Here is a 25,931-nt window from a genome sequence, read left to right on the forward strand (position 1 = left end):
GGACTCGAACGTGCCGGGCGGGCGAGCCCCGCTTCGCTGGGTGAAGCTGAAAGCGTGAGCATCCCTAGCGAGCACCCGGTAAGTGCCGAGCAGATCCGCGCAGCGCTCGCCGCACTGGCGGCCGAGCCCGCGGCAGAGCCGGAGCGGCGGCCCGAGGCGGCGCAGGAGGACGACCGTCTGCAGCTCCTGGGCCGCCTGCTGGCGAAGACGGAGCTCGAGATCACGGCCGCGACCCGGCTCACCGAGGAAGGGGAGATCGAGGACGTCCTCGAGACGTTGCTCGGCTGGGGGGAACAGCTGAGCGGTGATCCCGGCGTGGCGGTCAACGTCCTGACGAACCGGCTGCAGCGCACCGCGGTACAGGTCTCCGAACCCGAGGACGAAGAGCTGCCGCCGGGCCGGGAGGCCGCCTTCGCCGCCGTCATGACCGCGGTGTACGTGCTCGGCGCCCAGGTGCACGCCGACCGCGGCGACACGGAAGGAACCCGGCACGCGCTGAGCGGAGCCGAAGAAGCACTCATCGACATCCTGCAAGGCGTGCACGACCTGCGTGTCGCCATCGGTGACGCGCCCGGGCCGGAGGAGGAAGCCGGCGACTGACCCGCTCGCCCCGGACAGCGCACCATGCACCGTCGTCCCGGCCGCCGGGCCGAGCGCGGCGGGCGGTTCCCGGCGACGGGGTCAATCGCCTGACGAAGGAAATGCGGGCCTGCGCAGCAGCCACTGTCCGAGCGTCCGGCGCGGGGGCCGTACCACGACGCGGCCGTGGGCCTTCTCCCCGACGAGCTCCACGCGCAGGGTGACCGGAGTGCCGGGATCCGTCGGGGTGTGGCGGTACGTGACCCTGCTGTGCACCAGCCGCAGGCCGTCGACGTCGACCACGACGCCCGGCCGCGTGACCAGCGTCAGGGTCTTCCCGGCCATGTTCACGTCGATCCGCAGGGTGTCGTGCGTGATCACGGCCTCGGTGAAGTCGAGCGTGACGTCGCAGTACGTCACCGCGAGTTCCAGCCTCCGCGGCACCACCCAGCGCCCTGAGCGCTCGACGGCTCCGCTGAAGACCTGTTCGATCCGGACGACGTCCTTGACCTCTGCTCCCGTCACCCCGGCCGTGGCCGACACGGGCGGCAGGTCGGCGGTGAGTTCGGCCAGCTCGCCGAAAGTCCGCGCCGACAGAGCGGCTTCCAGGCGCTCGTCCAGCTCCTCGGCGGTCAGCAGGCCGTCGCCCGCCGCGATGCGCAGCACATCGACCACGCGGTCCCGGTCCGCGTGCGAGGCGCGCAGCTCGGGCGGCGAGCCGGGACCGGAGCGCTTCCCGGTGGGCGACATCTCTCCCGACATGCTTCCGTCCTGGTCTCGTCCGAAGTCTCCGAGCGGCGCACGCGGCGACGCGAGGGAAAGAGTAACGCTATAACGCGTCATGGACACGATCCCTCTCACGCACAGGCGGGCAGCAGCCGCGGACACCCCGCCGGGGCTGCGCGACCCGGTCGCGCCCGGGCTGGTCGCGGGCGACGATGGGGAGGAGGACCGAGCATCACCCGGCACGGGGCCGAAGGCGTGGTCACCGTCCGCGGACGTGCCGTCGGCCGGCTCATGGCGTCCGGTGCCGCCCCGCCCCCCATGGCGGCGGACTCCGCGGGATGCCGCTGCGGCGTGACCGGTGGCGCACGGCCCTCCCGGGGTTCAGCCCTCGCCTTCGTCTCTTCGGCGGGCAGGGTATGTGTGCTATCCAGGAGGTGTGCGGTAAGGGATCTCGGGGCTTGATCGCACGGACTCGGGAACGCTTTCCGGCACGCGCCGGGAGTCAGTGAGCTGGGTGGAGCTGCATGGACCCCACACCCTCCGCTTCCTCTGGTTCGCCGTTCGACATGGTCAGCGGCGCCCTGGCGAACTACATCCCCAGGGGCGGAAAGAGGGCGGGCACCGGCGCTGCCGCTCCCCCGGACGAGCATCGTGACCGCCGGCCCGCGTGCGCCGAGCCGGACAACGGGGGTCAGGAGCAGATTCTCGGGGCGGTCACCCTCGACCGGGATCTGCGGATCACCGCCTGCAATCTGGACGCCGCCCCTTTCGAGGGCGTGAAGGCCGCGCCGGGAACGGCTTTCACCGATCTGCTGCCGCCCGGTGACGTGCCGACGGTGACACAGCGGTTGCAGCGGGTCCTCGAGACGGGGGAGGCGCACGTCGCCCGGGTCCAGCGACTGCGGCGGGACGACGGGACGGAGCTCGTGGTCTCGATGAGCATCCTGCCGGCCGCGCCACCGCAGGAAGGGCTGACGGTCTCGCTGATCGCCATGGCCAAGCGGCTGCACCTGTACGCCTCGGCGACCGCGATCGGCACGTCCCTGGACATCGGCGAGACCGCGCAGTCCCTGGCCCAGTCCCTGCTGGCGTGGGGGGACGTGGCCGCCGTCGACCTCGACTACGCCGTGTGGACGGGAGAGGCCGTCACCGAGCAGGCGCAGGACCGCATCCGGTTGCGGCGCGCGGCCCTGGTGCCGGACCGCGCCTGGCCCGAGGGGTATCTGACACCCGGGGACAACCTCCCCCGCGAGGCGAGCCGGCTGCTGGCCGGTGCGGTCATGCGCGACGACGAACCGCAGCCCATCGTCATCCCCGACCGTGAGGCGATCGAGGGGGTGCTGAAAGATCCCAAGCTGGTGCGCGCCCTGGTGCCCGGCGACCGGCCGATGAGCGTCGCGTGCATACCGCTGGTCGTGGAAGGACCGGAAGGCTCGTCCGGACCCATCGTGCTGGGCGTGACCGAGGTGTGGCGGCGTCCGGAGCGCCTCTTCCGCGGCAGTGAGCTGCTCGATCTGCAGGAACTCGTGGCGAAGACCGCCCGCCATGTGGATCTGGCCCGCCAGCATCAGCGTGAGCACGCCCAGGTCCTGGCGCTGCAGCGCCGGCTGCTGCCGCGGGTCGGCAGCGACACCATCGAGGTCGCCAGCGTCTACGAGCCCACCACCCCCGACAGTGCCGGCGTGGGCGGTGACTGGGTGAACAGCTTTCCGCTGCCGGGCGACCGTACCGCGCTGGTGGTCGGCGACGTCGTGGGGCACGGTCTCGGGGCGGCGGCTGCCATGGGCCAGCTGAGCATGGAGGCCCGCGCGCTGCTGTCGGCCGGGCTGGGCCCCGGGGAGGTGCTGGAGCGCCTGGACGAGACGGTCACCCTCCTCGACGACACGGAGGCGGGCCTGGCGGCCGGCTACAGCGCGCTCGGCTCGACGTGCTGCATCGCGGTCTACGATCCGGTCGACCACCGGATCGTGATGTCCAACGCCGGCCACCTGCCCCCGGTCCTCGTCCATCCCGACGGCTCCGCCAAGACGGTCGCGGCGCAGCCCCACCCGGGGCTGGGGGCCGAGTTCGCCGTGCGGGAGCCGTTCGACGTGCAGGAGTTCGCCGCTCCGCCCGGCTCGCTTCTCGCCCTCTACACCGACGGCCTGGTGGAGGATCCGACGGCCTCGATCGACGAGGGCATCGGCCGGCTGACGGACGTGGTGCGCGAGGTGCATCCCTGGGACGACCTGCAGTCGGCCGCGCGTCGCGTGGTCGCCGCGCTGGCACCGCGGGGGCGCCTTCGGGACGACGTGACGCTGCTGCTCGCCCGTATGTCCGGCCGCCGCAGCCGGGACGCCGCGACCTGGCGCCTGCCGGCCCGCGGCGACACCGCCGCCCGCAGCCGCGAGCTGGCCTCCCCGCTGCTGCGGCAATGGCACATCAGTGACCCGGTGCGGGACAGTGCGCTGCTGGTGATCAGCGAACTGGTCACCAACGCCGTCCGGTTCGGCACCGGTCCCGTCTCGCTGCGGCTGGTGCGGGCCGGAGGGCGCCTGTCGTGCGAGGTGGGCGACAACGGCAACGGCCTGCCGCGCCTGCGCCGTGGTGAACTGCTCGACGACAGCGGGCGCGGCCTGCACGTCGTCCACAAGCTCACCACACGCTGGGGCGTGCGGTGGACCGAGACCGGCAAGGCCGTCTGGGCGGAACTGGGCGCGTGACGGCCCGGCCGGTATGAGAGCGGCGGGCCCCGGCTAGAGCCACTCGCCTTCCAGGGCCGTGGCGGTCAGTCCGGGCGCGGCCGCGTACAGGACCGTACGGCTGCCCGTCTTCTGACCGGCGTCGCACGCGCGCCGCAGGATGTCGAGCACGGCGGCGCCGCCGCGGTTGCCGGTGGTGTAGCTGTCCCGGCTGTAGGCGAGCAGATCCTCCGGCCACGCGTCGGGCATCGTCTGCTCCATGTACTCCAGCACCCGGGTGCCGCCGGGGTGCGCGAGCAGCAGATCGGGATGCCATGCCTCGGCGTCGTGCTGGTGGCGTCCGTGCAGCCACTTCCACATCGCGGCGACCGTCTCCTGCACGGCACGCGGCCCGCGCCGGTCCATCACGAAATGCGTGCCGTCGGACCGGGTGTCGAGCCGGTGCAGGTCCGAGGTGCCGGGCAGGGTGTGGTGCCAGGCCGCGTCCAGCCGCAGGACCGACTCCGTCCTGGGGCGGCCGGTGACCACCGCGGCCACCGCGGTGTCCGCGAACAGCAGCCGGACGATCAGGGACTCCAGCGTGTCGTCGGCGGGCTGGTAGGTCGTGCTCAGCGCCTCCGAGATCACGACCAGCACCACCCGGTCGGGGTCCGCGGCGACCAGCTCGGCCGCCAGCGCCAGCGACCGGGTGCCGGCGATGCAGGCCCACTGGGTGGCCGGCAGCAGCAGCACGTCGTCGCGCAGCGGGAGTTGGTTGAGCAGGGACAGGTCCAGCCCGGGCAGGGCCGGGGTGGTGGAGTGGCTGGTGATCAGGCAGTCGACGTCTGCGGCGTCCAGTCCGGCGGTCTCCAGGGCCTGGCGGGCGGCGCGCTCACCGTACGACTGGACGGCCGCCCAGGCCGGCGCGGTGCGCTCCTCGATGGTCTGCGGCGCCGGTATCGCTTCCAGCGCCGCGATCACGCGGTTCACTTCCTCGTCGGTGAAGCCGTCGCGGGCCAGTGCCTCACGGGCCGGGCCGACGCCAGGAGTTCGCAGTCCGCTCCCGCCGCCGGGCGCGGTGGCCGCCTCCAGCGGCAGCATCCACCCGCGGGAGACGATGCCCGTGCTCGCGGCGATGCTGTCGATGCGCGGCAGCCACGGCGCCTGCGGATGCCGGCTCCGCACCTCTGCCAGTATCTGGCCGGTTTCCACTGCATGTTCGCCGTGTATCACGGCCGGAGGACACAAGTAGGCGCCCACGATACGCACCTTTCTCCCGAAATTGCATGGTTGGCAGAAAGCGCCCGAATTTCCACCTTCTTCGGCGGAGTAGGGTCAAGACGCGGTCATCGCACTCTACTTCGCATTAGACCCTCATTGGACTGTGTGACGAGTGAACGACGTCACGACCGTTGTGCCCTATATGAGCCCCATACCGAAGAGGTGACAAACCATCACCAAACGGGTCGTCAGTCACACCGCCGACCTCGGTGTTCACCGCGCCGCTCGACCGGCGACAGGCGCCGATCACGACTTGGGCCCGGGGATCGGTCGCGGGCATGACATGGACGTGGTCGGGCGTGAGTCATCACACACAAGGGGGTGTGCGCCGGACCACTGCGACACGAAGCCGCATGGGTGTAGTCGCCGCGAACCAGGCCGTCAGTGCTTCGCTGTGAGGTCCTTCAGCGCGATGTTCAGCTCCAGGGAGTGACGACGAAGGCCGGATCGGCCATCGCGAACTCCTGGAGTGAGGTTCGGCGGAAACGGGCGCCTCTGAGGAAACCGTTTCTCCGTCCGGATCCGGCCACCGTTGACGACCCCCTTACGGCGGCCCCGGCGCCTTCGACGGCACCCGTACGGCTCCCGGTTCGTACGGGCCGGCTGTTGCGCGGCGGCGGCGCCGGTGACCTTGACGCTTTTTTGGCGTGGCCCGACCCGATAGGGTGAACGCAGGTGTGCCGGGAAGTCTGGTCGGCCGGGAGCCGGGGCGGCTTCCGCAATCCCCTTCCGCATCCCCCGGGGGACGGCATGCGCAGCGTCGGTACGGTTCTCTCCCTCGTGGTCCTCGCCACGGTGGTCGCCACCTTCGCCCGCCGCTGGCGGATTCCCGCCCCCTCACTGCTCGTGGTCGCCGGTCTCGCCGTGGCGCTGCTGCCGGGCACCCCGCAGATCGAGATCAGCCCGGACGTCATCGGGCTCGTGGTGCTGCCGCCGCTGCTCTACGCGAGCGCCGAGGACATGCCGTGGCGGGAGCTGCGCGCGGTGTGGAAACCGGTCGGGATCCTCGCCATCGGCCTGGTGCTGGCATCCGCGGCGGCCGTCGGCGTGGTGGCGTCCCTGGTGACCCCGCTGTCCTGGCAGATGGCGTTCGTCCTGGGCGCGGTGCTGGCCAGCACCGATCCGGTGGCGGTGACCGCGCTCGGCCGCCGGCTCGCCCTGCCGCCCAGGGTGCAGGTCCTGGTCCAGGCCGAGAGCCTGTTCAACGACGCCACCTCGCTGGTGCTCGTGCGGGTGGCGGCCGGCATCGCCATCGCCTCGGCCGCCGTGCACTGGGATGCGGCCGGGGCCCAGTTCCTGCTGCTCGCGGGCGGCGGCACGGTGATCGGGACGGCGGTGGCCGGAGTGATCACCCTGATCCGGCGCCGTACCGAGGACCCGGTGCTGGAGACGGTGATCGCGCTGGTCACCCCGTACGCCGCCTACCTGCTGGCCGAAGCGGCGCACACGTCCGGCGTCACCTCGTGCGTGGTGGCCGGAGTCGTCCTCGGCGGCCGGGGCGACCGGCTCACCAACGCCCGCATCCGGCTCCAGCTGCACGCCGTGTACGGCACGGTGGTGTTCCTGCTGGAGAGCGTGGTCTTCAGCCTGATCGGGCTGGCCCTCCCCGGCGAGGTGCGGGCCCTGCCCCACAGCGACCGGGCCTGGCCGCTGTACGCCCTCGCCGTCGCCGCGACGCTGGTCGCCGTACGCCTGCTGTGGCTGGCGCCGCTGTCGGCGGTCGTGCAGCGCAAGGGCGGGATCGGCAAGCTGAACTGGCGGATACCGATGGTGCTGACCTGGGCGGGGACGCGCGGGGTGATGCCGCTGGCGGCGGCGCTGTCCATCCCGGAGGTGACGAGGCACGGCACACCGCTGGCCGACCGGCCGCTGGTGCTGGTCCTGACCACGTCGGTCGTGGTCGTCACCCTGGTCGGACAGGGCTTCACCCTCGCACCGGTCGTGCGCGCCTCCGGCATCGCCCTGGAGCCCGCGCACACCGCGCGGGAGGAGGCCGAGGCCCGCGCCCACCTCGCACACGCGGGCCTGGCCCGCCTGGAGGAACTCGCGGAGCTGGAGGTGGTGCCCGAGGTGGTTCTCGACCGGTTGCGGCGCGGCCTGACCGCCCGCCTCGACGACGCCCGTGACCGCCTCGCCGAGAACGACGGCGCCGGGGGCGCGGCCGCGGAGTCCGCCGACCTCGTCTACCGCCAGCTGCGCCGCGACCTGATCACCGTGGAGGCCGGCGAACTGCAGCGCCTCTACGACGCCCACGCCATCAGCGACACCACCCGGCGCCGGCTGCAGCGCGCGCTGGACCTGGAGGAGGCCCGGCTGACGGACGTGTGAAGGGCCGGCCGGCTCCTCGGACACGGGCGGTGGCCGCACGCCGGCCGAGCGGCCGGGGACATGCCGAGGGCCGGCGCCTTGCGGCACCGGCCCTGGTCATCGGATCGGCATGTCCGACCCGCCGTACCTCAGAGCGCGCGAACGTGTGCGGCCTGCGGGCCCTTGGGGCCCTGGACGACGTCGAACTCCACGGGCTGGTTCTCCTCGAGGCTACGGAAGCCGCGGCCCTCGATCTCGGAGTAGTGCACGAAGAGGTCCGGACCGTCGGCCTGGGCGATGAAGCCGAAGCCCTTCTCGGCGTTGAACCACTTGACGGTTCCCTGAGTCATTTCTTGCTCCTTGCAGGGGCGGGGTACGGGATCCGCACCGTGCGGTGTCCCGGGCCGGCCTGGACGCGACTTCTCCAGTTCCCTGAAGGAAGGCGGCGCCCGCGACGTCGTTCTTCGCGAGCGTGCGGTGAAACACAGACACAAAAACTACGACCGCTCTGTCCAACATGCCCGCCGCCGGATTCATTCCCGCCGCTGAAGAGCCTGGTCGGAGCTCCGGCCGGGAGGAGGTCGAGCGTCCCCCGGGCGGAGCCCCACCCGTCGTTACGGAAGCGGTTGGGCCATTCGGGAGAGGCGGGGCCGCGAGACGGCGAGGGGTGTCAGCGGGCGTCCGTCGTCTTTTCGCTGCTCGCAGAGCACTCCGGAGCCGGGACGGACCGGTGGCCGGGCCCCGCTCCAGATGAATGGCCCATACAAGGGAGAGTTACGGATATATGCGTGCTTTGTAACGCGAATCCTGTCACCGCTCCGGCGCCACCGCGCCCGGCCAGAGTGTGGGCCCTCGGCACCGAGCCGGGAATGTCCGATTGCGCACCGGCCCTCACCAGGGTCGCTGTGCACGAACGTGAGGTGACAGATTCATGTCTGTGTCTCGTACGGCGGTCCGTCTGATCGCCACCTGTGTGGCCTCGGGCGCCCTCGTCGCCGCGGCCGCCATGCCGGCCCTGGCCGCCGGAGGCGACCACGACCGCGACAACGGGAGGAGCTACTCGCACAGCCGCTGGAGCGGCCACGACCACGACGGCCGCTTCGGCGACCGGGACCGGGACCGGGACTGGGACTGGCACTGGGGCCGGCACCACGACTGGGACCGGCACCACGGCTGGGGCTGGCACCACGACCGGGGCTGGCACTCCGGCTGGCACTGGCACCACGGCTGGTACGGCGAGCACCGGGGTCACGACCGCTACCCCGGCCGCCGCTGACCGGACCGCCTCGGGCCGTGCCGCGGCGCGGAGGCCGACGACAGCCTGAGCCGCTCACGTCGTGACGGCACGGCCGGACACACCCCGCGGAGGGCCGAAGCACGTTCCTCGAACGTCTTCGGCCCTTCCGTCGTGCAGGAGGGAGCGGCGCCCTCCGATGATGGACCGGCACCCGCACCGGCCGCGGCGACGGGCGGCTCAGGCGGTCTCCCCCCGCGCGGTGCCGCGGACGCGCACCGCGAGGGCCGCGACATCGTCACTGAGTCCGCCGCCGTGCCGGAGGAGATCCCGGTGAAGCCGGTCGAGCAGCGCCCTGGGGCTGTCCGGGTCCTGGCGGCGCATCCAGTCCTGCAGGGCGAAGAACTCCCCTTCGCAGTTGCGGCACTCGATGACGCCGTCGGTGTAGAAGAGCAGCTGGTCACCGGGGGCGCAGACGATCGTGTCGGTGGTGTAGTCGGTACCGATGAGCGCCGCGAGGTTGAGCATCGGCGAGGCCGTGCTCGGCGCCAGGACGCGCAGCTCGCCGCCGCGCAGGAGCATGGGCGGCGGATGCCCGCAGTTCAGCAGCCTGAGGCAGTCGCCCTGGTGCGGGAACTCGGCGAGCACCACGGTGGTGAACTGCTCCAGCAGGTCCTCCCCGGGCTGCGTGCAGCTGTGCCGGGTGCTGCTGGTGTCGAGGCGGCGGACGATATCCTCCAGGGTCGGCTCGTCGTAGGCGGCCTCCCGGAAGCAGTTGACCACCGCCGCGGCCGCTCCCACGGCGGGCAGACCCTTGCCGCGCACGTCGCCGATGATCAGTCGCACACCGTACGGGGTGGCGACGACTTCGTAGAAGTCCCCGCCGATGCAGGCCTGCGCGGCGGCCGCCACGTACATCGACTCGATCTCGAGGCGGCCGACCCGGCGGGGCAGCGGACGCAGGAGCACCTTCTGCGCCGCGTCGGCGACCAGCCGGAGCTGGAGAAAAGCCTGTTCTCGCAGGATGCGGACATGGCAGGCGTAGGCGGCGGCCACCGTGACGGCGGCGATGGCGCCCACGGTGAACCAGGTGCCCAGGTCGGGGTAGACAAGGCTCAGCCCGATCATGATCGCGACGCAGACCGCTCCGAGCAGAACGGTGGGCAGCACGGGCCAGACGGACGCGGCGAGGGCCGGCACGGCGGTCAGCAGCCGGCTGAAGGCGACCTTTCTCGGAGTGGAGAACGCCAGGCACGTGATGACCACAGTCAGGATCAGCGGTGAGAGCAGGGCCGGACTCCACCGCTTACGAAGCGGACGTCGAGGCCGCATCCACCCGATCCAGGGCATAAAAGGGATCATAACGGCATATGCCACACAGGCGACTTAAGACGCGTCGGGGGCGGGTGGCATCAGCGGTCAGGGGCAGGCGTGGTTGCCGTGCTCGAGTTGTACGCGCAGACCGGGGATGCTGATGGTGCCGGCGGAGAGGGCCACGGCGTTCGACCGCACGTCCGTCAGGGTGGCCGACACGGCCTGCTGGCTGACGCCGTCGGGATCGAAGAACCGCGAGTCCCGGTCTCCGGGCCTGACAGGACCCTTCGTGATCGCGCCTTGAGCGACGCCGATGTCCAGGCCGGTGAAGGTCGCGCCCTGGGCCGTCTCGGAGGTCGCGTCGATGAACAGGTCGGACGCCTCAGCCGGCCGGCCACCGCCGGTGAGGCGCAGGGTCTGCGTGCCCAGCACCGGGATGTCGACGACGTAGGACTGGCACAGCCCGCGGATCGTGGCACGCCGGAAGCCGCTGACCATGACCGGGACGAGGCCGTGTTTCCTGGTCACGTCGACCATGCCGTAGAGGCTGAACCCGCGGGCGGTCAGCGAGTCGGCGGTGACCTGGAACGGCCGGCCGGAGACGAGGAAGGAGGCGGCGAGCACTCCCTGCGCCATGGCGACACAGACCGCCGCGCAGGCTGCGACGCTCGGCAGCAGGACCACCGCGAAACGCCTCCAGCGGGTTCTCCCGGCGCAGTGCGACATCCCGTCTCCTTATGTTGCGCGGTCGCCCCGCCCATGCCGCACATGGGCATGAAGATCACATTTATCCGGTAATGGATCCTAGGGTTCCGCTTGCCGGAACGAGATGCACTCCACGCCCGCCGCACGAGTGACGGCGGGCCGAGCCGGGCTCTACACCTCGCCGGTGGCGAACAGCTCCAGGTGCCCGCACTTGGGGCAGCGGAACGCCTCTATCTGCCGGCGGGGCCGGCCCATCCGCTTGGCACCCCCGAAGACGCCCCGCTCCAGCGCGCCTTCGATCCAGCGCGCGTAGCCGCGCGAGTGCTCGCCGGCGTCCTCGATGAAACCTTCCATCAGTCCGACGGTGCCGCAATGGGTGCACGTGTAGTTGGTCATCCGGCGAGTGTAGGAGGCGGTGTGCATGTCCATGACGCCGGTCACCGGCCTGGCACAAGCACGGCGGGCCGGATCCGGGGAGTGCACCCCGGGAACCGGCCCGCCGTCTCGGTGTCCGACGGGTCCTACTGGCCGAAGCCGTAGGCGAACAGGTGGTCGGTGCCTGTCGAGCCCGTCACGGGGAGGGTGATCGACGCGACCTGCTTGGACGCGTCGAGCGGGACCTTCGTGGCGAAGACGTAGGTCTTCACGCCGTCCCGGCCTCCGCTGCCGGTGTTGCGGTAGGCCGTCGTGACGGCCGTGGTGTCACCGGGGAGCGGCTTGGTCGAACCGGCGTTGAGCGTCCAGTCGGAGAAGCCGACCGTCGCCTTCGAGGTGCTGCCGTCGGTGTAGGTGACGGTCAGCGTCCCCGAGACCCCGCTGCCGTCGGTCGGTGCGTTGGTCGCCGTGCCCAGCAGGCCCAGCGACGCGCCCGACGTGCCGGCCGGCATCGGGATGGTCTGGCCGGCCATCTCCAGGTTGTCCAGCCGGCCGGAGGCCACCGCCGGCCAGGTGTACGCGATGCCGTCGACCGTGACGGCGGAGCCGCTGGTGACGCCGGCCGCCGACAGCGCGTTCTGCGAGAACGCCCAGCCGCCGCCGTCGAAGCCGCCCGAGAATTTCGCGCCGTCGGGGTAGATGCCCTCGTTGGTGTCGTACGGCCACAGCTCGCCGGCCTTCGCCACGGCCACGCGGAGCGCCGCCCCGTTCAGTGCCGTCCCGGCGCCGTGGTCGGTCAGCGCGAAGGTGACCGGGAACGTTCCTTCGTCCCCGCCCGCCGTCACGTGGATCTTCGCCTCGGCACTGCCTGAGGCGGGCACGTCCACCGAGCCCGAGGAGGCCGCCAACGTGACGCCGGAGGGCGCGGTCGCCTTCCAGTCGACGGTGACGTCCTTGCCGCCGAGGTTGGTGAGGTCGAGCGTGGCGTCACCGGACGCGCCCGGCTGGAGCACCAGCCCGTCGGACGGGCCGGTCGCGGCCAGCACCCGGTCGCCGCCCGTGGTGTCCGACGGCGGCGCCGCCGACGGGCCGGACGCCCAGGACGTGTCGGGCTGGGTGCCGAGGGTGAAGTCGAGCGTGCCCGCGTTCTTGAACTGCTGGTAGGTCAGCCAGGAGGTCTTCCACTCCTTGCCCTGGACGTCGAGGGACTGCACGTACGGTGCGTCGGGTGCCGCCTGCGGCGCCTTGATCTGCACCGTCCTGCCGCCCGCGAGGATCACCTCGGCGACCGGGAAGACCGGGCTGCCGAGCGCGAGGGTGTCCGTGCCCGGGGTCTCGGGGTACATGCCCAGCTCGGACCAGACGTACCAGGAACTCATCGCGCCGAGGTCGTCGTTGCCGAACGAGCCGACGGGAGCGTTGAAGTACAGCTTCTGCTGGGCCTCGCGGACGGCCGCCTGGGTCTTCCACGGCTGGCCCGTGTAGTCGTACTCCCAGGGGATCTCCACGCTGGGCTCGTTGCTCAGGTTGGCGTCGGTGTTGCCGGGGTCGGTGATGTCGTCCAGCAGGCTGTCCAGGTAGGACGAGTACGCCTTGGCGCCGCCGCGCGCCTGGATGAGCTGCCGCAGGTTGAACGGGACCATCGGGGTGTACTGGGCGGAGGTGCCCTCCACGAAGCCGTTGGAGGTGCCGGGGGTGAAGCCGCCCGCGAACTGGCCGTCCTTGTTCTTCGCCTGCATGTAGCCGGTCTGCGGGTTGAAGACGTTCATCCAGTCCTGGGCGCGGGTGGCGAACTTCGTGTAGACGTCCGTCTTGCCCAGCGACTTGGCGAAGGCGGCGAGGGCGTAGTCGGCGGAGTCGTACTCCAGTTGCGTGGAGACCGGGCCGTAGAAGTTGCAGCAGCCGTAGTCGTTCTCGTCGATCGGGAGGTAGCCCTTGGCGTCGCGGACCGACTCGCCGGGGCGGTCGTTGTTCGGGACGGTGGCCTCGTGCTGCAGGGCGGCGAGCGCCTTGTCCGTGTCGAAGCCGCGGGCGCCGAAGGCGTACGCGTCGGCGATGATGCCGGCGGCCGGGTCACCGACCATGACGTAACTCTCGCCGTTGTTCGAGGCCCACTTGGGCAACAGGCCCGTCTGGTCGTAGCCGTTGAGCATCGAGGTGACGACGTCGCTGGTGACCTTGGGCTCGACCATGGCCATCAGCTGGGTCTGGGAGCGGTAGGTGTCCCAGCCGGAGTAGTTGGCGTACTGGGCCTGCTGGCCCCTGGCCAGCTTGTGGATCTGGTTGTCCATGCCCATGTACTGGCCGTTGTCGTCCGAGAAGACGTTGGGGTGCAGCAGCGCGTGGTAGAGGGCGGTGTAGAACTGCACCTGCTGGTCGGTGGTGCCGCCGCCGATCCGGACCTTGCCCAGCACCGCGTTCCAGGCGTCGTGGTTCGCCTGCCGCAGGGCGTCGAAGTCCCAGTTCCTGATCTCGGCGGCCAGGTTGCCCGCCGCATTGGCGTCACTGGTGTAGGAGATGCCGACCTTCGCCTTGACCGTCGTGTCCGAGGAGGTGTCGAAGGTCAGGTACATGCCGTTCGCGCCGGTCGTCGGGGGCTCGGCCGCCGACGACCGGGGAGCCGCGCCGGCGCTCGGGGCCGGTGACGGAGTTCCGGAGGACTTGGCGGCGCTCCCGTGGACGGTCGGGGACGGGGCCGCCGGCACGGTGAAGTGCTTTTCCTTCAGCGGTTCCGACGGACGTGTCGGCAGGTTCTGGCGGACCTTGCCGGCCTTCAGCGAGGTCGCGCCGGGGTTGATGGTGCTGCCGACCCAGGTGCCGCCCGCGGTGAACGGCTGGTCGAACCTGATGTCGAAATGCAGGGTGTAGCGGTTGTCCGCGCCGCAGAAGTGGCCGCTGTCGACCGAGCCGCTGATCTCCCTGTCGTTCACCACCTGGACGCGGGTGCCGTCCACCTGTGTGGCGCCGCCGCTCAGCTTGAACAGCAGGTTCGCCTGCTTGCCCGCGGGGAACGTGAAGGTGCCCAGGCCGGCGCGGGTGGTGTCGGTCAGCTGGGTGGTGACCCCGTTCGCGTCGGTGACCTTGTAGTACCCGATGCCGGTCCGCTCGTCGTCGTGGCTGAAGCCGACGGACGTGCTGCCGAGGTTGCCCGACAGCGTGCCGGTCACGGGCAGGACGGGCAGGTCGCCCGCGACGCCGCAGCCGGGTCCGGAGACGTGGGTGAGGCTGAAGCCCGTTATTTTGTCGTCGTTGTACTCGTAGCCGCCGCCGGAGGGACGATCGGGCGTCGTGTCGGGGCCCCACTGCATCATGCCGGCCGGCATGTCGGGGCCGGGGAAGGTGTCCACCTCTCCGGAGGTGCCGATGAGAGGGTTGACGAGGGACGCGGGGTCCTTCACCAGGGCCGGTGCCGCGGCGCCGGCGGCGTAGGCGCCCGCGGTCCCGGGCAGCGGCAGTACCGCGATGCCCAGGACGCAGATCACGGCCAGGCGTTGGCGGAGTCTTCTTCGGTTACGTGGCGCAGCTGGACGTCGAGGTCGGACCATCGGTTGCCTCCGCAGCGGTTTGTGCTTCGCACCGGTGCTGACGTGCCGGGGAAGCGGGCACGCCAGTGGCGGACAACGGAACCGGGCGCCCCGGAAGGCGTCTGACAACGTTGCCATCCACGAGTGTCGAGTGAAACGCGTGGGCTCACGGCCTGTCAACGAGGCCAACAGCGGTTTGTGCGCGCGAAGTTCGCAATGAGGCGAGGGGACGTACGCCACCACGGCCGGCCGGAGTCACGGGTTCGCGTGCGCCCCGGTCACGCGACCGGACCCGGCGCCTGCCAAGGCCCGCCCCGGCGACGAGCCGGCGAGCGACCCCCAGAAGCCCACCGACCACGACGAGTTGCCGCACTCCCCCGCCGTCACCGGCCTGGCGCGCTCCCCGTGGCGGACCCCGCCAAGGGCGACCGGCCGCCCCGGCATCGGCTTGCCCGGGGCGCACCGGCTGCACGTCCACGCCCCCCGCGACTTCGCTCCTGAAAACCCGTCACAGGGCGCGCCCACTGTGACGCCGCGCACGGGCGCACCTAGGGGGTCGCCGGCCCGTCCCTCTCCGCGTCTCCGGTCGGCACGCCCAACGGGCGGCGGCCCGGCGGCTGTTGCGGTTCGGGGAGCGTGGGCGAGGGCGGGATCCGGCGTTCGACCGTCGCGTCGGCCGTCACGGTCACCGGTTCCCCGTGGTCCAGTACGACCAGCGGCTCGCCCTCGAGAAGCCGGTACCGCGCATGGGACGGACCGATGTCCACCCGCAGTCTGCGGCCGCGCACCAGCACGGTGAACGCCACCCTGGACAGCGCCTCCGGCAGGCGCGGGGCGAACGCGAGCAGCTCGGGTTCCCCGTCGGCGCCGGCGCGTCGCCCCAAACCTCCGAAACCCCCGACCAGAGCGATCCAGGTACCGGCCAGGGAGGCGATGTGCAGTCCGTCACGGGTGTTGTGCTCAAGGTCGTCCAGGTCCATCAGCGCGGCCTCGGCGAGGTAGGCGTAGGCCAGCCGCAGGTGGCCGGTCTGGGCCGCGAGGACCGCCTGGCAGCACGCCGACAGGGACGAGTCCCGGACGGTCAGCGCTTCGTAGTACGCGAAGTTGCGCGCCTTCTGCTCGTCGGTGAAGGCGTCCGGGCACTCCACCATCGCCAGCAGCAGGTCGGCCTGCTTCACGACCTGCTTGCGGTAGAGGTCGAAGTAGGGGTAGTGCAGCAGCAGCGGGTAGTTCTCCGGCGGTGTCGCCTCGAAGTCCCATCGCTGCAGGGTGGTGAAACCGGCCGACTGTTCGTGGACGCCGAGGGAGTCGTTGTACGGCACCGCCATGCGCGCCGCGGCGTCCCGCCAGGCCGCCGTCTCCTCGTCGCCGACCCCCAGTTCCGCGGCCCGTTCGGGATGACGCGTCGCCGCGTCCGCGGCGGCGAGGAAGTTCCGCTGGGCCATCAGGTTGGTGTACAGGTTGTCGCGGGTGATGGCGCTGTACTCGTCCGGGCCGGTGACCCCGTCGATGTGGAAGACGCCTTGCGCGTCGTGGTGGCCGAGGGTGCGCCACAGCCTGGCGGTGTCCACGAGCAGGTCGAGGCCCTCGCCCCGCTCGAACTCCTCGTCGCCGGTCACCGCGACGTACCGTACGACGGCCATGGCGATGTCGGCGTTGATGTGGAAGGCGGCGGTCCCGGCCGGCCAGTAGGCCGAGCATTCGGGACCGTCGATGGTCCGCCAGGGGAACACCGCCCCCGACAAACCGAGTTGGCGTGCGCGTTCGCGCGCCTGGGGCAGTGTCCTGTGCCGCCACCTCAGGGCCGAGGCGACGGTCTCGGGCGCGGTGAACGTCAGGACGGGCAGCACATAGGACTCGGTGTCCCAGAAGGAGTGGCCGTCGTACCCGGTTCCGGTCAGGCCTTTGGCGGGGATCGCCCGGTTCTCGCCGCGGGCGGCGGCCTGGAGCACGTGGAAGAGGGCGAAACGCACCGCCTGCTGGATCTGTGCGTCACCCTCGACCTCGACGTCCGCGCCGGCCCAGAAACGGTCCAGGTACGACCGCTGGGCCGCCACCAGTCCGTCCCAGCCGGTGCCCATCGCGCCCGCCACCGCTCCGTCCACCTGGTCGTGCACGGCGGGCAGCGAGCGCTCCCCCGACCACCCGTACGCCACGAACTTCACCAGCCGCAGCGGCTGTCCGGGCACCAGATCCGCGGTCACCGTCAGACGGCTGACGTCGGGTTCGCTCTGCGCCGTCCACCGGACGCTCTCGGGCCCGTCGATGAGGTGGTCGGCCGCCGCGCCCACCCGCAGCCTGCTCCGCTCGGTGCAGTGCACCAGCCGTAGCCGGGTGTCCTGCGCGAAGTGCTCCTCGGGCAGCAGCGGTGACTCGGTCGCCGCGGCGACCCGTGGATCCCCCTGGAAACGGGGAAGCTGCTCGTTGGCGACGAGCTCGGACTGCAGCGCCACCGTGGCGGGTCCGTCGACCGGCTCGATCTCGTACACCACCGCGGCGACCGCGCGCTGGGTGAAGGACACCAGCCGCTGCGAGGTGATCCGTACCGTCCGGCCGCCGGGTGACGTCCACCGTGCGGAGCGGCTGAGGATGCCCGAGCGGAAGTCCAGGACCCGCTCGTGTGCGACCAGCCGGCCGTAGCGCAGATCGAACGGGTGGTCGTCGACCAGCAGGCGGATGATCTTGCCGTCGGTGACGTTGATCATCGTCTGGCCGGACTCGGGGTATCCGTAGCCGGCTTCCGCGTAGGGCAGTGGATGCCGTTCGTGGACGCCGTTGAGGTAGGAGCCGGGCAGTCCGTGCGGTTCTCCCTCGTCGAGATTGCCCCGCCACCCGATGTGGCCGTTGGAGAGGGCGAACACCGACTCGCTCTGGGCGAGCACGTCCAGACTCAGCTGGGTCTCGCGCAGGCTCCACGGCTCGACCGCGAAGCAGGGGTGGGTGATCACCGGTCCTCCAGAGGCTCGGCCGGGCCACGCCTCCGGAGACCGGCGTCGGACGTCGCGTTCCTGGTCCTGGCGGCGGCATGACCTTTCGCGGTCCGGGTGAGTACGCCGTCGAGGGCGGACAGGCAGGCGCGGACGCGCGCCGAAAACCCCAGCATGCCGCCAGGCTAGAAGGGGCGCGCGAGCACCCGTGCCAGGCTGCGGCGCGGCACGCTGGAAGGCACCCGCCCGGTCGAGTCCGGCGGGTGGCTCCGCCCGTCATGCGGGGGGGTCGTCCTGAGCCGTGCGACGGCCGACGACATGTCAGCCGGACAGCGGCCGGTCGTCCCGGTGCGCCCCGTAGAAGTCGGCCTGGCGGGCCATGACGGTGCGCATGGACGTGCCCCGCGGCACGCCGTAGACGGTGCCGGGGAAGTCCAGGCGCTGCTGCTCCTCCCAGAGTTCGGCGTGCTGGTCCGGGGCGAACAGCCGGGCCGGGTCACCGGCGGCGATCCAGCCGATGGGCACCACGCTGTCCGGCGACAGCCTGGAGTTGACGTGGAGGACGCTGTTGATCCGCAGCTCCGAGCGTCTCCCGGCCACGGATCCCGGGAACATCGACACCCCGGTCGCCACGAAGACCTCGTCCTCGGCGCGCGCGCCGTTGACGTGGGCGTGCGGCCCGATCAGCACGGCGTCGCCCAGCAACGCCGGGTGGTTCGCCCTGCCCCGGACCAGGGCGTTCTCCATGATCACGACATCCTGGCCGGTGCGTACCTCGCCGTCCTCCGCGGTCAGGACGGCACCATGCAGGACGCGCGCCCGCTCACCCAGAACCACCGCGCCGCACAGCACGGCTGACGGAGCCACGTAGGCGGAGGCGGGTACGACCGGTCGCTGTCCACGGTGTTCGATCAACATGCCTGCACAGCCTAGGGCCGGCAGCGGGGCACTGTTCCCGGCCGGCGGGCTGTTCCTGGCGGGGTGCCGGCGTCGGTCCTGCGGGATGCGGACCGATGAGTTCGGCGCCCGGGCGCGGTCTCCCCCTGAGGACCGCACACCGCGCACACGACAGTGAGGGACCATGAGCATCAAAGCGCTACCGCCCGTCGTCGACGCCGAGACCTGGCAGCGGGAGCTGGAGGCCCTGCGTGCCCGGGAGAAGGCCGCGACCCGGGAACTCGACGCGATCGCCGCCCAGCGTCGCCGCCTGCCCATGGCGAGGATGCCCGAGTACACCCTGGAGGGTGAGAGCGGCCCGGTTCGGCTGGTGGACGTCTTCGAGGGCAGGACGCAGCTGATCGTCTACAACCACATGTGGTTCCCCGGCAAGCAGTGGCAGTGCCCGGGCTGCACCGGCTTCACGTCGCAGTTCACGCGACTGGAGTTCCTGGACGCCTACGACGCCCGGTTCGTCGTCGTCACCCAGGGGCCGATCGACGAGGCGCTCGCCTACAAGCGGCGGGTCGGCAATCGGATGGAGTGGTATTCCACGGCGAACAGTCCCTTCGGCAGCGATGTCGGCGCGCCGCCCGGCGGCGGATTCGCCGTCAACGTCTTCCTCCGTGACGGGGACACCGTCTACCGCACCTGGCACACCACCGGTCGTGGCGTCGAGCAGCTCAGCCACACCTTCGCGCTGATCGACGTGCTGCCGTACGGCCGGCAGGAGGAATGGCAGGACTCGCCCGCCGGCTGGCCGCAGGATCCGGCCTACAGCCGGTGGAGTTCCTCGCAGGACATCGCGGCGCTCTACGGGAGCGGAGAGCCCGTGTAGACATGCGGCCGGCCGGGGGCTTGCCGGGCGGCTCGCCGCCGGGCGCCCTTTCGCGGCCCCCGGCGGCATCGGCGAGTTGGCGCTCCCGCGCCGCCCTCTGCTGCGACCCGCCTCAGACGGGTTCGGGTTGCGGTTCCGGGCGCAGTGCGGGCGCGGTGCCGGGTTCCCACACCCGGGTCGTGCGGATGTAGCCGTGGACGACCGAGGCCGTCGTCAGCAGGAGAAGCGGTCCGTACGCCCACGGGTGTGCGGCCATCTCCGTCGGGAGGTAGCGGTAGGAGACCAGCAGCGCGGCGAATGCCGTCGCGCCGTGCGCGACGAGCAGGGTTCCCGACCGGTCCCAGCCGCGTTCGAGCGAGCGCAGGGCGGCCTCGATCGTGAGCGAGAACACGACCCCTGCGAGGAGATCCGCGCCGTAGTGATAACCGAATCCCAGCGTCGCGCCGAGTGTGGCGATCAGCCAGAAGGTACCTGCGAAACGCAGCCATCGCGGGCCTTTGCGGGAATGGACGAAAATCGCCGTGGCCCACGCCGTGTGCAGGCTGGGCATGCAGTTGCGCGGGGTGATCTCGTCGAACGGCATCGGGTGCGGCAGACGGACCGGCGGCGGTGTGTGGGGCCACAGGTCGGACACCGCCCAGTGCCCGCCGTCGGCGCCGTAGGCGAAGACCGGTCCGACCACCGGGAAAACCATGTAGACGGCCGGCCCCAGAAGGCCGATGACCAGAAAAGTGCGGACCAGATGGTGGCGCGGGAACCGGCGCTCGACCGCCACGTGGCGCAGCTGGTACATCGCTACGACGGCTGCGGCCACGGCGAGCTGCGCGTAGACGTAGTCGAGAAGGTGGGCGCCGATCGGCCCGGTGGCAGCGACGGCCCGGCCGGCCAGCCAGGACGGGTTGCCGAGCGCGTGATCGACGGTCGCGACGTACTGGTCCAGCACCGTCGGGCGGGTCTTCGACGTGATGAGCAGCCAGGTGTCTCCGGCCTTGCGGCCGGTCACCAGCAGCAGGCCCAGACCGACGCCCTTCAGCAGCAGGGTTCGTTCCGGACCTGTGCGGCGCGTGACGGCGATGGCCGCGCAACCGAGCATCACCCACAGTGCCCCGTTGCCGAACGGATGGCCTTCGGTAACGGAGAAACCCACCACCCGCCGCACCAGAAAGAAGACGACGTCGATACCGATTGCGGCACCGGCCGCGATCATTCGTTGCCGCCAGGTGAGCACCACCATCGTCAACGCCATACTGGCGTACAGCAGAAATCCCGACTTCGGGGGCAGTATCACCTCTTTCACCTGATTGGTGATCGGCCCCGGCAGGCCGTAGCGACGCGCGGTGATCTCCAGCGTGACGAGGAATCCTAGGACCACCACGACTGCCGCGGCCCACAGCATCGCCCGTGGCTGACGCCAGGCGGCGACGTTGATTCTGCCGTTGATTCGCGACAACGCGCGCGATGCTCTAGATATCAATTGTCCGGCCGATTTGGTAGGTTTTATTCACATAGATCGCCCTTCACACCCATGGGCATGGTTTTCCATGTGACGGGCGAGCAATGCGGGCACTGGTCATAATTTCGATCATGTTACCGGAGCGGCGCGGGCGGATTTCCCCGATTGCGGTTGACGACTCGGCAGCAATGGGGCTCCGCCGGTTCTGCGTCGGTCCGGTCAGCCGCGGAGCCGTTCGGTGACGAGGGCCGCCGAGCCGGCGACGGCCAGCGCCGCGCCGATGGTGAGCGCGAGCCATCGCTGCTCGATCAGGTCCCACGCGTTCCAGCGGAGGATGCCGGCCGCCTGTGCGTCGTCCGGGTGCGCGGGGTCGTAGACCACCGTGGTGCGGATGCGGCCCTCGGCGTCCCTCGGGCCGTTCGGCACGTACAGGGTGCGGGCCAGGCGGGATTCGGCGGCGAACCGGGTCGGCCCCTTGGCGTCGCGGAAGCCGAGCCACACCGCGCTCGCGGAACACCCGGCGCCTCGACCCGACGAGCACGTGTGCAGCACCAAGGCGTCGCCGGGGACCTGGCGCCCATGTGCGCGCAGCGCGGAAATCCGGTGATCGCCCTGCACCACCTCGACGATGTTCGCGGCCAGGACGCCCGCCCCGAGCAGCGCCATCACGAGGGCGACGACAGGGCGGGTCCAACTTCTCGTACGCGTACCGATCCTCACGCGGCCACGCTATCCGGCGGCGCCGCACGCGCTGCCAGGGACAGCCCGACAGCCGCTCCAACCGACAGCCAAAGTTTCCTTGACAATTTTATTTGTCGGTAGCAGGCTGAGGGCAGCGAAACCCGGACCCGAAGCCCGAGGAGCCCTCATGCGTACGCTGATCAGCACCGCCTTCGTCTCGCTCGACGGTGTCGTCGAGGCCCCGGGCGGCGAGCCCGGCTACCGCAACGCCGGATGGACCTTCAAGGACATCGAGTTCCTCCCCGAGGCCTACGAGATCAAGGGCCGGGAGCAGAAGGAAGCCACCGCGATGCTGCTGGGACGCGTCAGCTACCAGGCGTTCAGTCCCGTCTGGCCGGACATGGAGGAGTTCGCCGACTACCGCTCGATGCCCAAGTACGTCGTCTCCACCACGCTCACCGACGACGACCTGGTGTCGAACTGGGGCGAGACCACCATCCTGCGCTCCCTCGACGACGTCGCCGCGCTCAAGCGGACCGAGGGCGGCCCGATCATCGTCCACGGCAGCGCCGCCCTGAACCACGGCCTCTCCGACGCCGGCCTCATCGACCGCTACCACCTCCTCGTCTTCCCGCTCCTCCTCGGTGCCGGGAAGCGCCTGTTCAGCACCACCGACAAGGACGCCCAGAAGCTGCGGCTGACCGAGCACGAGGTGTACGCCAACGGACTGCAGAAGCAGGTCTTCGACGTCCTCCACTGAGCCGGAGGCGGAGCCGCCGGCAGGGCATCACGCGCCGGCGGGGCGGTCGGGGAAAACCGGGTGCGTCCGGTCGCTGCGCCTTGGCAGCATGCCGGAATGGTCCACCGTCTCGAATCCCTGGTCATCCGGCACACCCACCGCCTCCCCGCGCCCGCGGGACCCGTCGGCGAAGGCGCCGTCGCGGCGCGGCAGTTCGACGCCGCGTTGATGTCCGTGGGCTTCAAGCTGTCGGCCGAGCTGCTGGAGCATCTGTCGCGGCTGTCCGAGCCGACGGTGGTCGACACCGCCGTGGCGACGCTGGACACCGTGCGGGAGATGGTCGGCGACCACGTGCGGCACAACGTGTACTTCATCGACTTCCCGGCCAACGTGCCCGGCACCTTCGACTTCTGGATGTGGTGCATAGCCGGAGCCCTCGCCGACGACCGGACGCGCGCAAGCACGCTGGAGCAGCTCGGCACCGGGCTGGTCGACCTGCTCACGCTTCCCGCGTACGGCGCCTACCGGCACACCTACGCCGAGATGCTCGCCCGGCACGACGAGCTGATCGCCGCAGCGGGCGACCGCCTGACGGTCCTGCACCTCGGCGGCCCCGCGGACGAGGAACTCACCACGCTGTACCTGACGTTGGCGGGCAGCAGCACGCCGCTGGGCGAGGACGGCCTGCGCGATCTGCGGGAGCTCGCCGGTCACTGCGTGAACGGACCCCAGCCCGACGTGATCCCGGTCCGGGAGACGCGGGCCGTGGTCAACCAGGCCCGGCTGACGGCCGGTTCAGACCTGCTGCTGGACACCGTCACCGACGTGCTCCGACTGGCCTGCGCGCTCTCCGGCGGCGACGTCGCCCTGCAGGAACCGACGCGGCTGCGGGCCCTGCCCCGTCCGGTGCGCCGGACACTGCTGGCGGGACTCGACGCGGTCGTTGCCGCGGCGCCGGCCAAGCTCGCCGACGTGCACGCGCACCGCGAGATGTGGAAGCGGCTCGGCGAGCGGCTGCACCCCCACGAGTACCCGCAGTGGCCGCACGCGGCCGACGTGTTCGCCGTCGCCCGCGGCGAGAGGACCGCGCGCACGCTGGACAGCCGGGTGGAGGAACTGCTCGCCGCCAAAGACACCGCCGGCGCGGCCGGCCTGCTCGCGGCGGCCGCCCCGGGCAGGCTGTTCCGTTGCCTGGACCGGCTGCTGCGCACCGCCCGCACGCAGGACGAGCGGGACGCCGTGGTGGCCGCCGCCGAGCATGCCGCGCCCGAGACGGCCGGCCGGGTCCTGCTGTCGGTGCGCGAGCACCTGCACAACCGCGACGGGGAGACCGGCGCGCGGCGGGTGTTCGTCAACCGCTCCGGCCGGGCGTGGGTCACCGAGGACACCCGCCCTCCGGTGCCCGTGCCCGAGCGCAAGCGGCTGATCGCCGTGCTCGACGCGGAACTGCGGCGCAGGCTCCCCACGGTGGAGCATGTGCTGCTCGACCCGGACGTCCTGGACGTGGCGCTGCCGCTGAGCGGCAAGGCGACCGCCTCCGGGCTCGGTGTACTGCCGCGCGGCTCGATGTCCCCCGTCGACGGGGAGCTGCTGCGCTTCTTCGTGTACTGGAAGCAGACCGCGCACACCACCGACTTCGACCTGTCGGCGCTGCTGCTCGACGCCGAGTACGCGACGGTCTCCTGGCTGTCGTACACCAATCTCAGGGACATCGAGGGAAAGCACTCCGGTGACATCACCGACGCGCCCGACGGGGCTTCGGAGTTCATCGACCTGCGGCTGGACGCCGTGCGGGGCGACTGCATCGTCCCGCAGGTCAACATCTACTCGGGGGAGGGCTTCGAGGAGGTCGAAGAGTCGTTCTTCGGGTTCATGCTGCGCGAGTCGGAGCAGCGGGGCAGGCCGTTCGAGCCGCGCACCGTGCGCATGAAGTCGGAGCTGCGCGGCCCCGGACGGGTCGCGCTGCCGCTGGCCTTCCTGCGGCGGCCGGACGGCCGGTGGAGCGCCAAGTGGCTGCACCTGTATCTGAAGGGGTCGCCGGCGTCGAACCGGGTCGAAGGCAACCATGTGACGGTCGCGACGCTGCTGCGCGGCATCGTCGAGCGCGAACAGCTCACCGTCCGCTACCTCGTCGGCCTCATGGCCGACGGCGGCACGACCGTCACCGTGTGGGACGGGAAGACGCTTCCGGCGGACCCGGTCGCGTACGTCGGTCTGGACCGCCCCGAGGGACTGCACCCGGAGTCCCGGGTCGTCACGCCCGAAAACCTGCGCGACCTGATCCCCGCCTGACTGCTAACGTCGGTCGCGGCGAGGCCATGAGGAGGCTTCCTTCTCACCACTCCTTGAATCCAGCCTCTTCGCTTTCCTCGCCGCCTGCTTGCGGCCTCCGGCGGTCCCGCACCCGACGGGGCGGCCGGAGGACCGGCGCGGGACTCCGATGCGGGGGTGCGCGCCTCCTGACACCGCTTCTCAAACCCTCGTGGATCCGCACAGGTGAGCGGAATCCCTCCGCCGGCGAGACCGACGTAAGTAGGGTGAGCATATGAAGGCACTTTTGTTGTCTGGTGGATCAGGTACCCGTTTGCGCCCCATCACCCATACCTCGGCCAAGCAGCTGGTACCGGTCGCGAACAAACCGGTGCTCTTCTACGGTCTCGAGGCGATCGCCGAGGCGGGCGTCACCGAGGTCGGGATCATCGTCGGGGACACCGCCGAGGAGATCCGCGAGGCGGTCGGCGACGGCTCCGCGTTCGGCCTCGACGTCACCTACATCCCGCAGGAGGCGCCGCTGGGGCTGGCCCACGCGGTGCTGATCGCCCGCGAGTACCTGGGCGAGGACGACTTCGTGATGTATCTCGGCGACAACTTCGTCGTCGGCGGCATCACGGACCTGGTGGAGGGCTTCCGCGCCGAGCGGCCCGACGCGCAGATCCTGCTGACGAAGGTGCCGAACCCCACCGAGTTCGGAGTGGCCGAACTGGACGCGGCCGGTCAGGTGATCGGCCTGGAGGAGAAGCCCCGGCACCCCAAGAGCGAACTCGCGCTGGTCGGCGTGTACCTCTTCTCCCCCGCGGTACACGAGGCCGTACGCGCCATCAAGCCCTCCGCGCGCGGCGAGCTGGAGATCACCGACGCGATCCAGTGGCTGATCGACGCCGGACGCGACGTGCGGTCCACGACGATCTCCGGGTACTGGAAGGACACCGGGAACGTCACCGACATGCTCGAGGTCAACCGCTCGGTGCTGGAGACCCTGGAGCGCCGGATCGACGGGACGGTCGACGGCGACAGCGAGATCATCGGCCGGGTGCGGATCGAAGCCGGGGCGAAGGTCACCGGCAGCCGGATCGTGGGCCCGGTGGTCGTCGGCGCGAACACCGTGATCATCGACTCGTACGTCGGCCCCTTCACCTCGATCGCCGGGGACTGCCGGATCGAGGACAGCGAGATCGAGTACTCCATCGTGCTGCGCGACTCCTCGGTGAACGGTGTCCGGCGGGTGGAGGCCTCCCTCATCGGCCGTAACGTCGAGGTCACCCCCGCGCCCCGCAAACCCGCCGCCCACCGTCTCGTCCTCGGCGACCACAGCAAGGTGCAGATCGCGTCATGACGGGGCCGCGCTGTCGCGCTCCGGTCACCGGCAGCGGCG

At 71.1% G+C, this 25,931-nt stretch carries 19 protein-coding genes; 8 read left to right on the plus strand and 11 right to left on the minus strand.

All coding sequences use genetic code 11. From position 1 onward, the window contains the following. Window positions 1-54: 54 nt before the first annotated feature. Window positions 55-600 (plus strand): hypothetical protein, encoded by a 546-nt coding sequence (locus tag OG956_RS01400; RefSeq protein WP_330336059.1) that lies wholly within the window; start codon window positions 55-57, stop codon window positions 598-600. 81 nt (window positions 601-681) lie between these two features. Here OG956_RS01400 and OG956_RS01405 read toward each other — a convergent pair whose 3' ends face one another. Beyond that, window positions 682-1,341, minus strand: coding sequence for a DUF1707 SHOCT-like domain-containing protein (locus tag OG956_RS01405; protein ID WP_330336060.1), 660 nt, complete (start codon window positions 1,339-1,341; stop codon window positions 682-684). Between the two features lie 488 nt (window positions 1,342-1,829). On the opposite strand from OG956_RS01405, the gene OG956_RS01410 reads away from it, so the two are divergent. Continuing rightward, window positions 1,830-4,007 (plus strand): ATP-binding SpoIIE family protein phosphatase, encoded by a 2,178-nt coding sequence (locus OG956_RS01410; RefSeq protein ID WP_330336061.1) that lies wholly within the window; start codon window positions 1,830-1,832, stop codon window positions 4,005-4,007. 33 nt (window positions 4,008-4,040) lie between these two features. Here OG956_RS01410 and OG956_RS01415 read toward each other — a convergent pair whose 3' ends face one another. Further along, window positions 4,041-5,225, minus strand: coding sequence for a type III polyketide synthase (locus tag OG956_RS01415; protein WP_330336062.1), 1,185 nt, complete (start codon window positions 5,223-5,225; stop codon window positions 4,041-4,043). Window positions 5,226-5,996: 771 nt separating this feature from the next. Between OG956_RS01415 and OG956_RS01420 the strand changes: the two genes are divergently transcribed. After that, window positions 5,997-7,574, plus strand: a complete 1,578-nt coding sequence (locus tag OG956_RS01420) for a Na+/H+ antiporter (protein ID WP_330336063.1) — start codon at window positions 5,997-5,999, stop codon at window positions 7,572-7,574. 128 nt (window positions 7,575-7,702) lie between these two features. Here the strand turns inward: OG956_RS01420 and OG956_RS01425 are convergent, their stop codons facing one another. Continuing rightward, entirely contained in the window at window positions 7,703-7,903 is a 201-nt protein-coding gene (locus OG956_RS01425; protein ID WP_330336064.1) for a cold-shock protein, read from the minus strand. 581 nt (window positions 7,904-8,484) lie between these two features. Here OG956_RS01425 and OG956_RS01430 point away from each other — a divergent pair. Beyond that, window positions 8,485-8,829, plus strand: coding sequence for a hypothetical protein (locus OG956_RS01430; protein WP_330336065.1), 345 nt, complete (start codon window positions 8,485-8,487; stop codon window positions 8,827-8,829). Window positions 8,830-9,027: 198 nt separating this feature from the next. Here the strand turns inward: OG956_RS01430 and OG956_RS01435 are convergent, their stop codons facing one another. From OG956_RS01435 to OG956_RS01460, 6 genes are all read right to left on the minus strand, one after another. Further along, window positions 9,028-10,119: a PP2C family protein-serine/threonine phosphatase gene (locus OG956_RS01435; protein WP_330342700.1), complete on the minus strand. Its 1,092-nt coding sequence runs from the start codon at window positions 10,117-10,119 to the stop codon at window positions 9,028-9,030. An 87-nt stretch (window positions 10,120-10,206) separates the two neighbouring features. Further along, the gene (locus tag OG956_RS01440; RefSeq protein ID WP_330336066.1) at window positions 10,207-10,827 is read right to left on the minus strand and encodes a DUF6230 family protein; all 621 of its coding nucleotides are present in this window, start codon (window positions 10,825-10,827) and stop codon (window positions 10,207-10,209) included. 150 nt (window positions 10,828-10,977) lie between these two features. Continuing rightward, entirely contained in the window at window positions 10,978-11,202 is a 225-nt protein-coding gene (locus tag OG956_RS01445; RefSeq protein ID WP_330336067.1) for a hypothetical protein, read from the minus strand. A 125-nt stretch (window positions 11,203-11,327) separates the two neighbouring features. Beyond that, complete coding sequence (locus OG956_RS01450; RefSeq protein WP_330336068.1) at window positions 11,328-14,663, minus strand: GH92 family glycosyl hydrolase; 3,336 nt, start codon at window positions 14,661-14,663, stop codon at window positions 11,328-11,330. A gap of 590 nt (window positions 14,664-15,253) precedes the next feature. Further along, window positions 15,254-17,653: a glycoside hydrolase family 65 protein gene (locus tag OG956_RS01455; protein ID WP_330336069.1), complete on the minus strand. Its 2,400-nt coding sequence runs from the start codon at window positions 17,651-17,653 to the stop codon at window positions 15,254-15,256. Window positions 17,654-17,953: 300 nt separating this feature from the next. Then, on the minus strand, window positions 17,954-18,550 hold the full coding sequence (locus tag OG956_RS01460) for a gamma carbonic anhydrase family protein (RefSeq protein WP_330336070.1): 597 nt from the start codon (window positions 18,548-18,550) through the stop codon (window positions 17,954-17,956). Window positions 18,551-18,713: 163 nt separating this feature from the next. Here OG956_RS01460 and OG956_RS01465 point away from each other — a divergent pair, with 163 nt between their 5' ends. Then, entirely contained in the window at window positions 18,714-19,406 is a 693-nt protein-coding gene (locus OG956_RS01465; RefSeq protein ID WP_330336071.1) for a DUF899 domain-containing protein, read from the plus strand. Window positions 19,407-19,518: 112 nt separating this feature from the next. On the opposite strand, the gene OG956_RS01470 is transcribed toward OG956_RS01465, so the two are convergent. Both OG956_RS01470 and OG956_RS01475 read right to left on the minus strand, forming a co-directional pair. Next, complete coding sequence (locus OG956_RS01470) at window positions 19,519-20,802, minus strand: phosphatase PAP2 family protein (RefSeq protein WP_330342701.1); 1,284 nt, start codon at window positions 20,800-20,802, stop codon at window positions 19,519-19,521. A gap of 276 nt (window positions 20,803-21,078) precedes the next feature. Next, window positions 21,079-21,579 (minus strand): hypothetical protein, encoded by a 501-nt coding sequence (locus OG956_RS01475; protein WP_330336072.1) that lies wholly within the window; start codon window positions 21,577-21,579, stop codon window positions 21,079-21,081. Between the two features lie 148 nt (window positions 21,580-21,727). Between OG956_RS01475 and OG956_RS01480 the strand changes: the two genes are divergently transcribed. The 3 genes from OG956_RS01480 to OG956_RS01490 all read left to right on the plus strand — a co-directional run bounded on the left by OG956_RS01480 (window position 21,728) and on the right by OG956_RS01490 (window position 25,892). Next, on the plus strand, window positions 21,728-22,300 hold the full coding sequence (locus OG956_RS01480; protein ID WP_330336073.1) for a dihydrofolate reductase family protein: 573 nt from the start codon (window positions 21,728-21,730) through the stop codon (window positions 22,298-22,300). A gap of 96 nt (window positions 22,301-22,396) precedes the next feature. Then, window positions 22,397-24,571 (plus strand): TerD family protein, encoded by a 2,175-nt coding sequence (locus OG956_RS01485; RefSeq protein WP_330336074.1) that lies wholly within the window; start codon window positions 22,397-22,399, stop codon window positions 24,569-24,571. 253 nt (window positions 24,572-24,824) lie between these two features. Beyond that, window positions 24,825-25,892, plus strand: coding sequence for a glucose-1-phosphate thymidylyltransferase (locus tag OG956_RS01490; RefSeq protein ID WP_330336075.1), 1,068 nt, complete (start codon window positions 24,825-24,827; stop codon window positions 25,890-25,892). Window positions 25,893-25,931: the final 39 nt, after the last annotated feature.

Origin of the sequence: Streptomyces sp. NBC_00557 (genome assembly GCF_036345995.1) — a bacterium.
Taxonomy (GTDB): Bacteria; Actinomycetota; Actinomycetes; order Streptomycetales; family Streptomycetaceae; genus Streptomyces.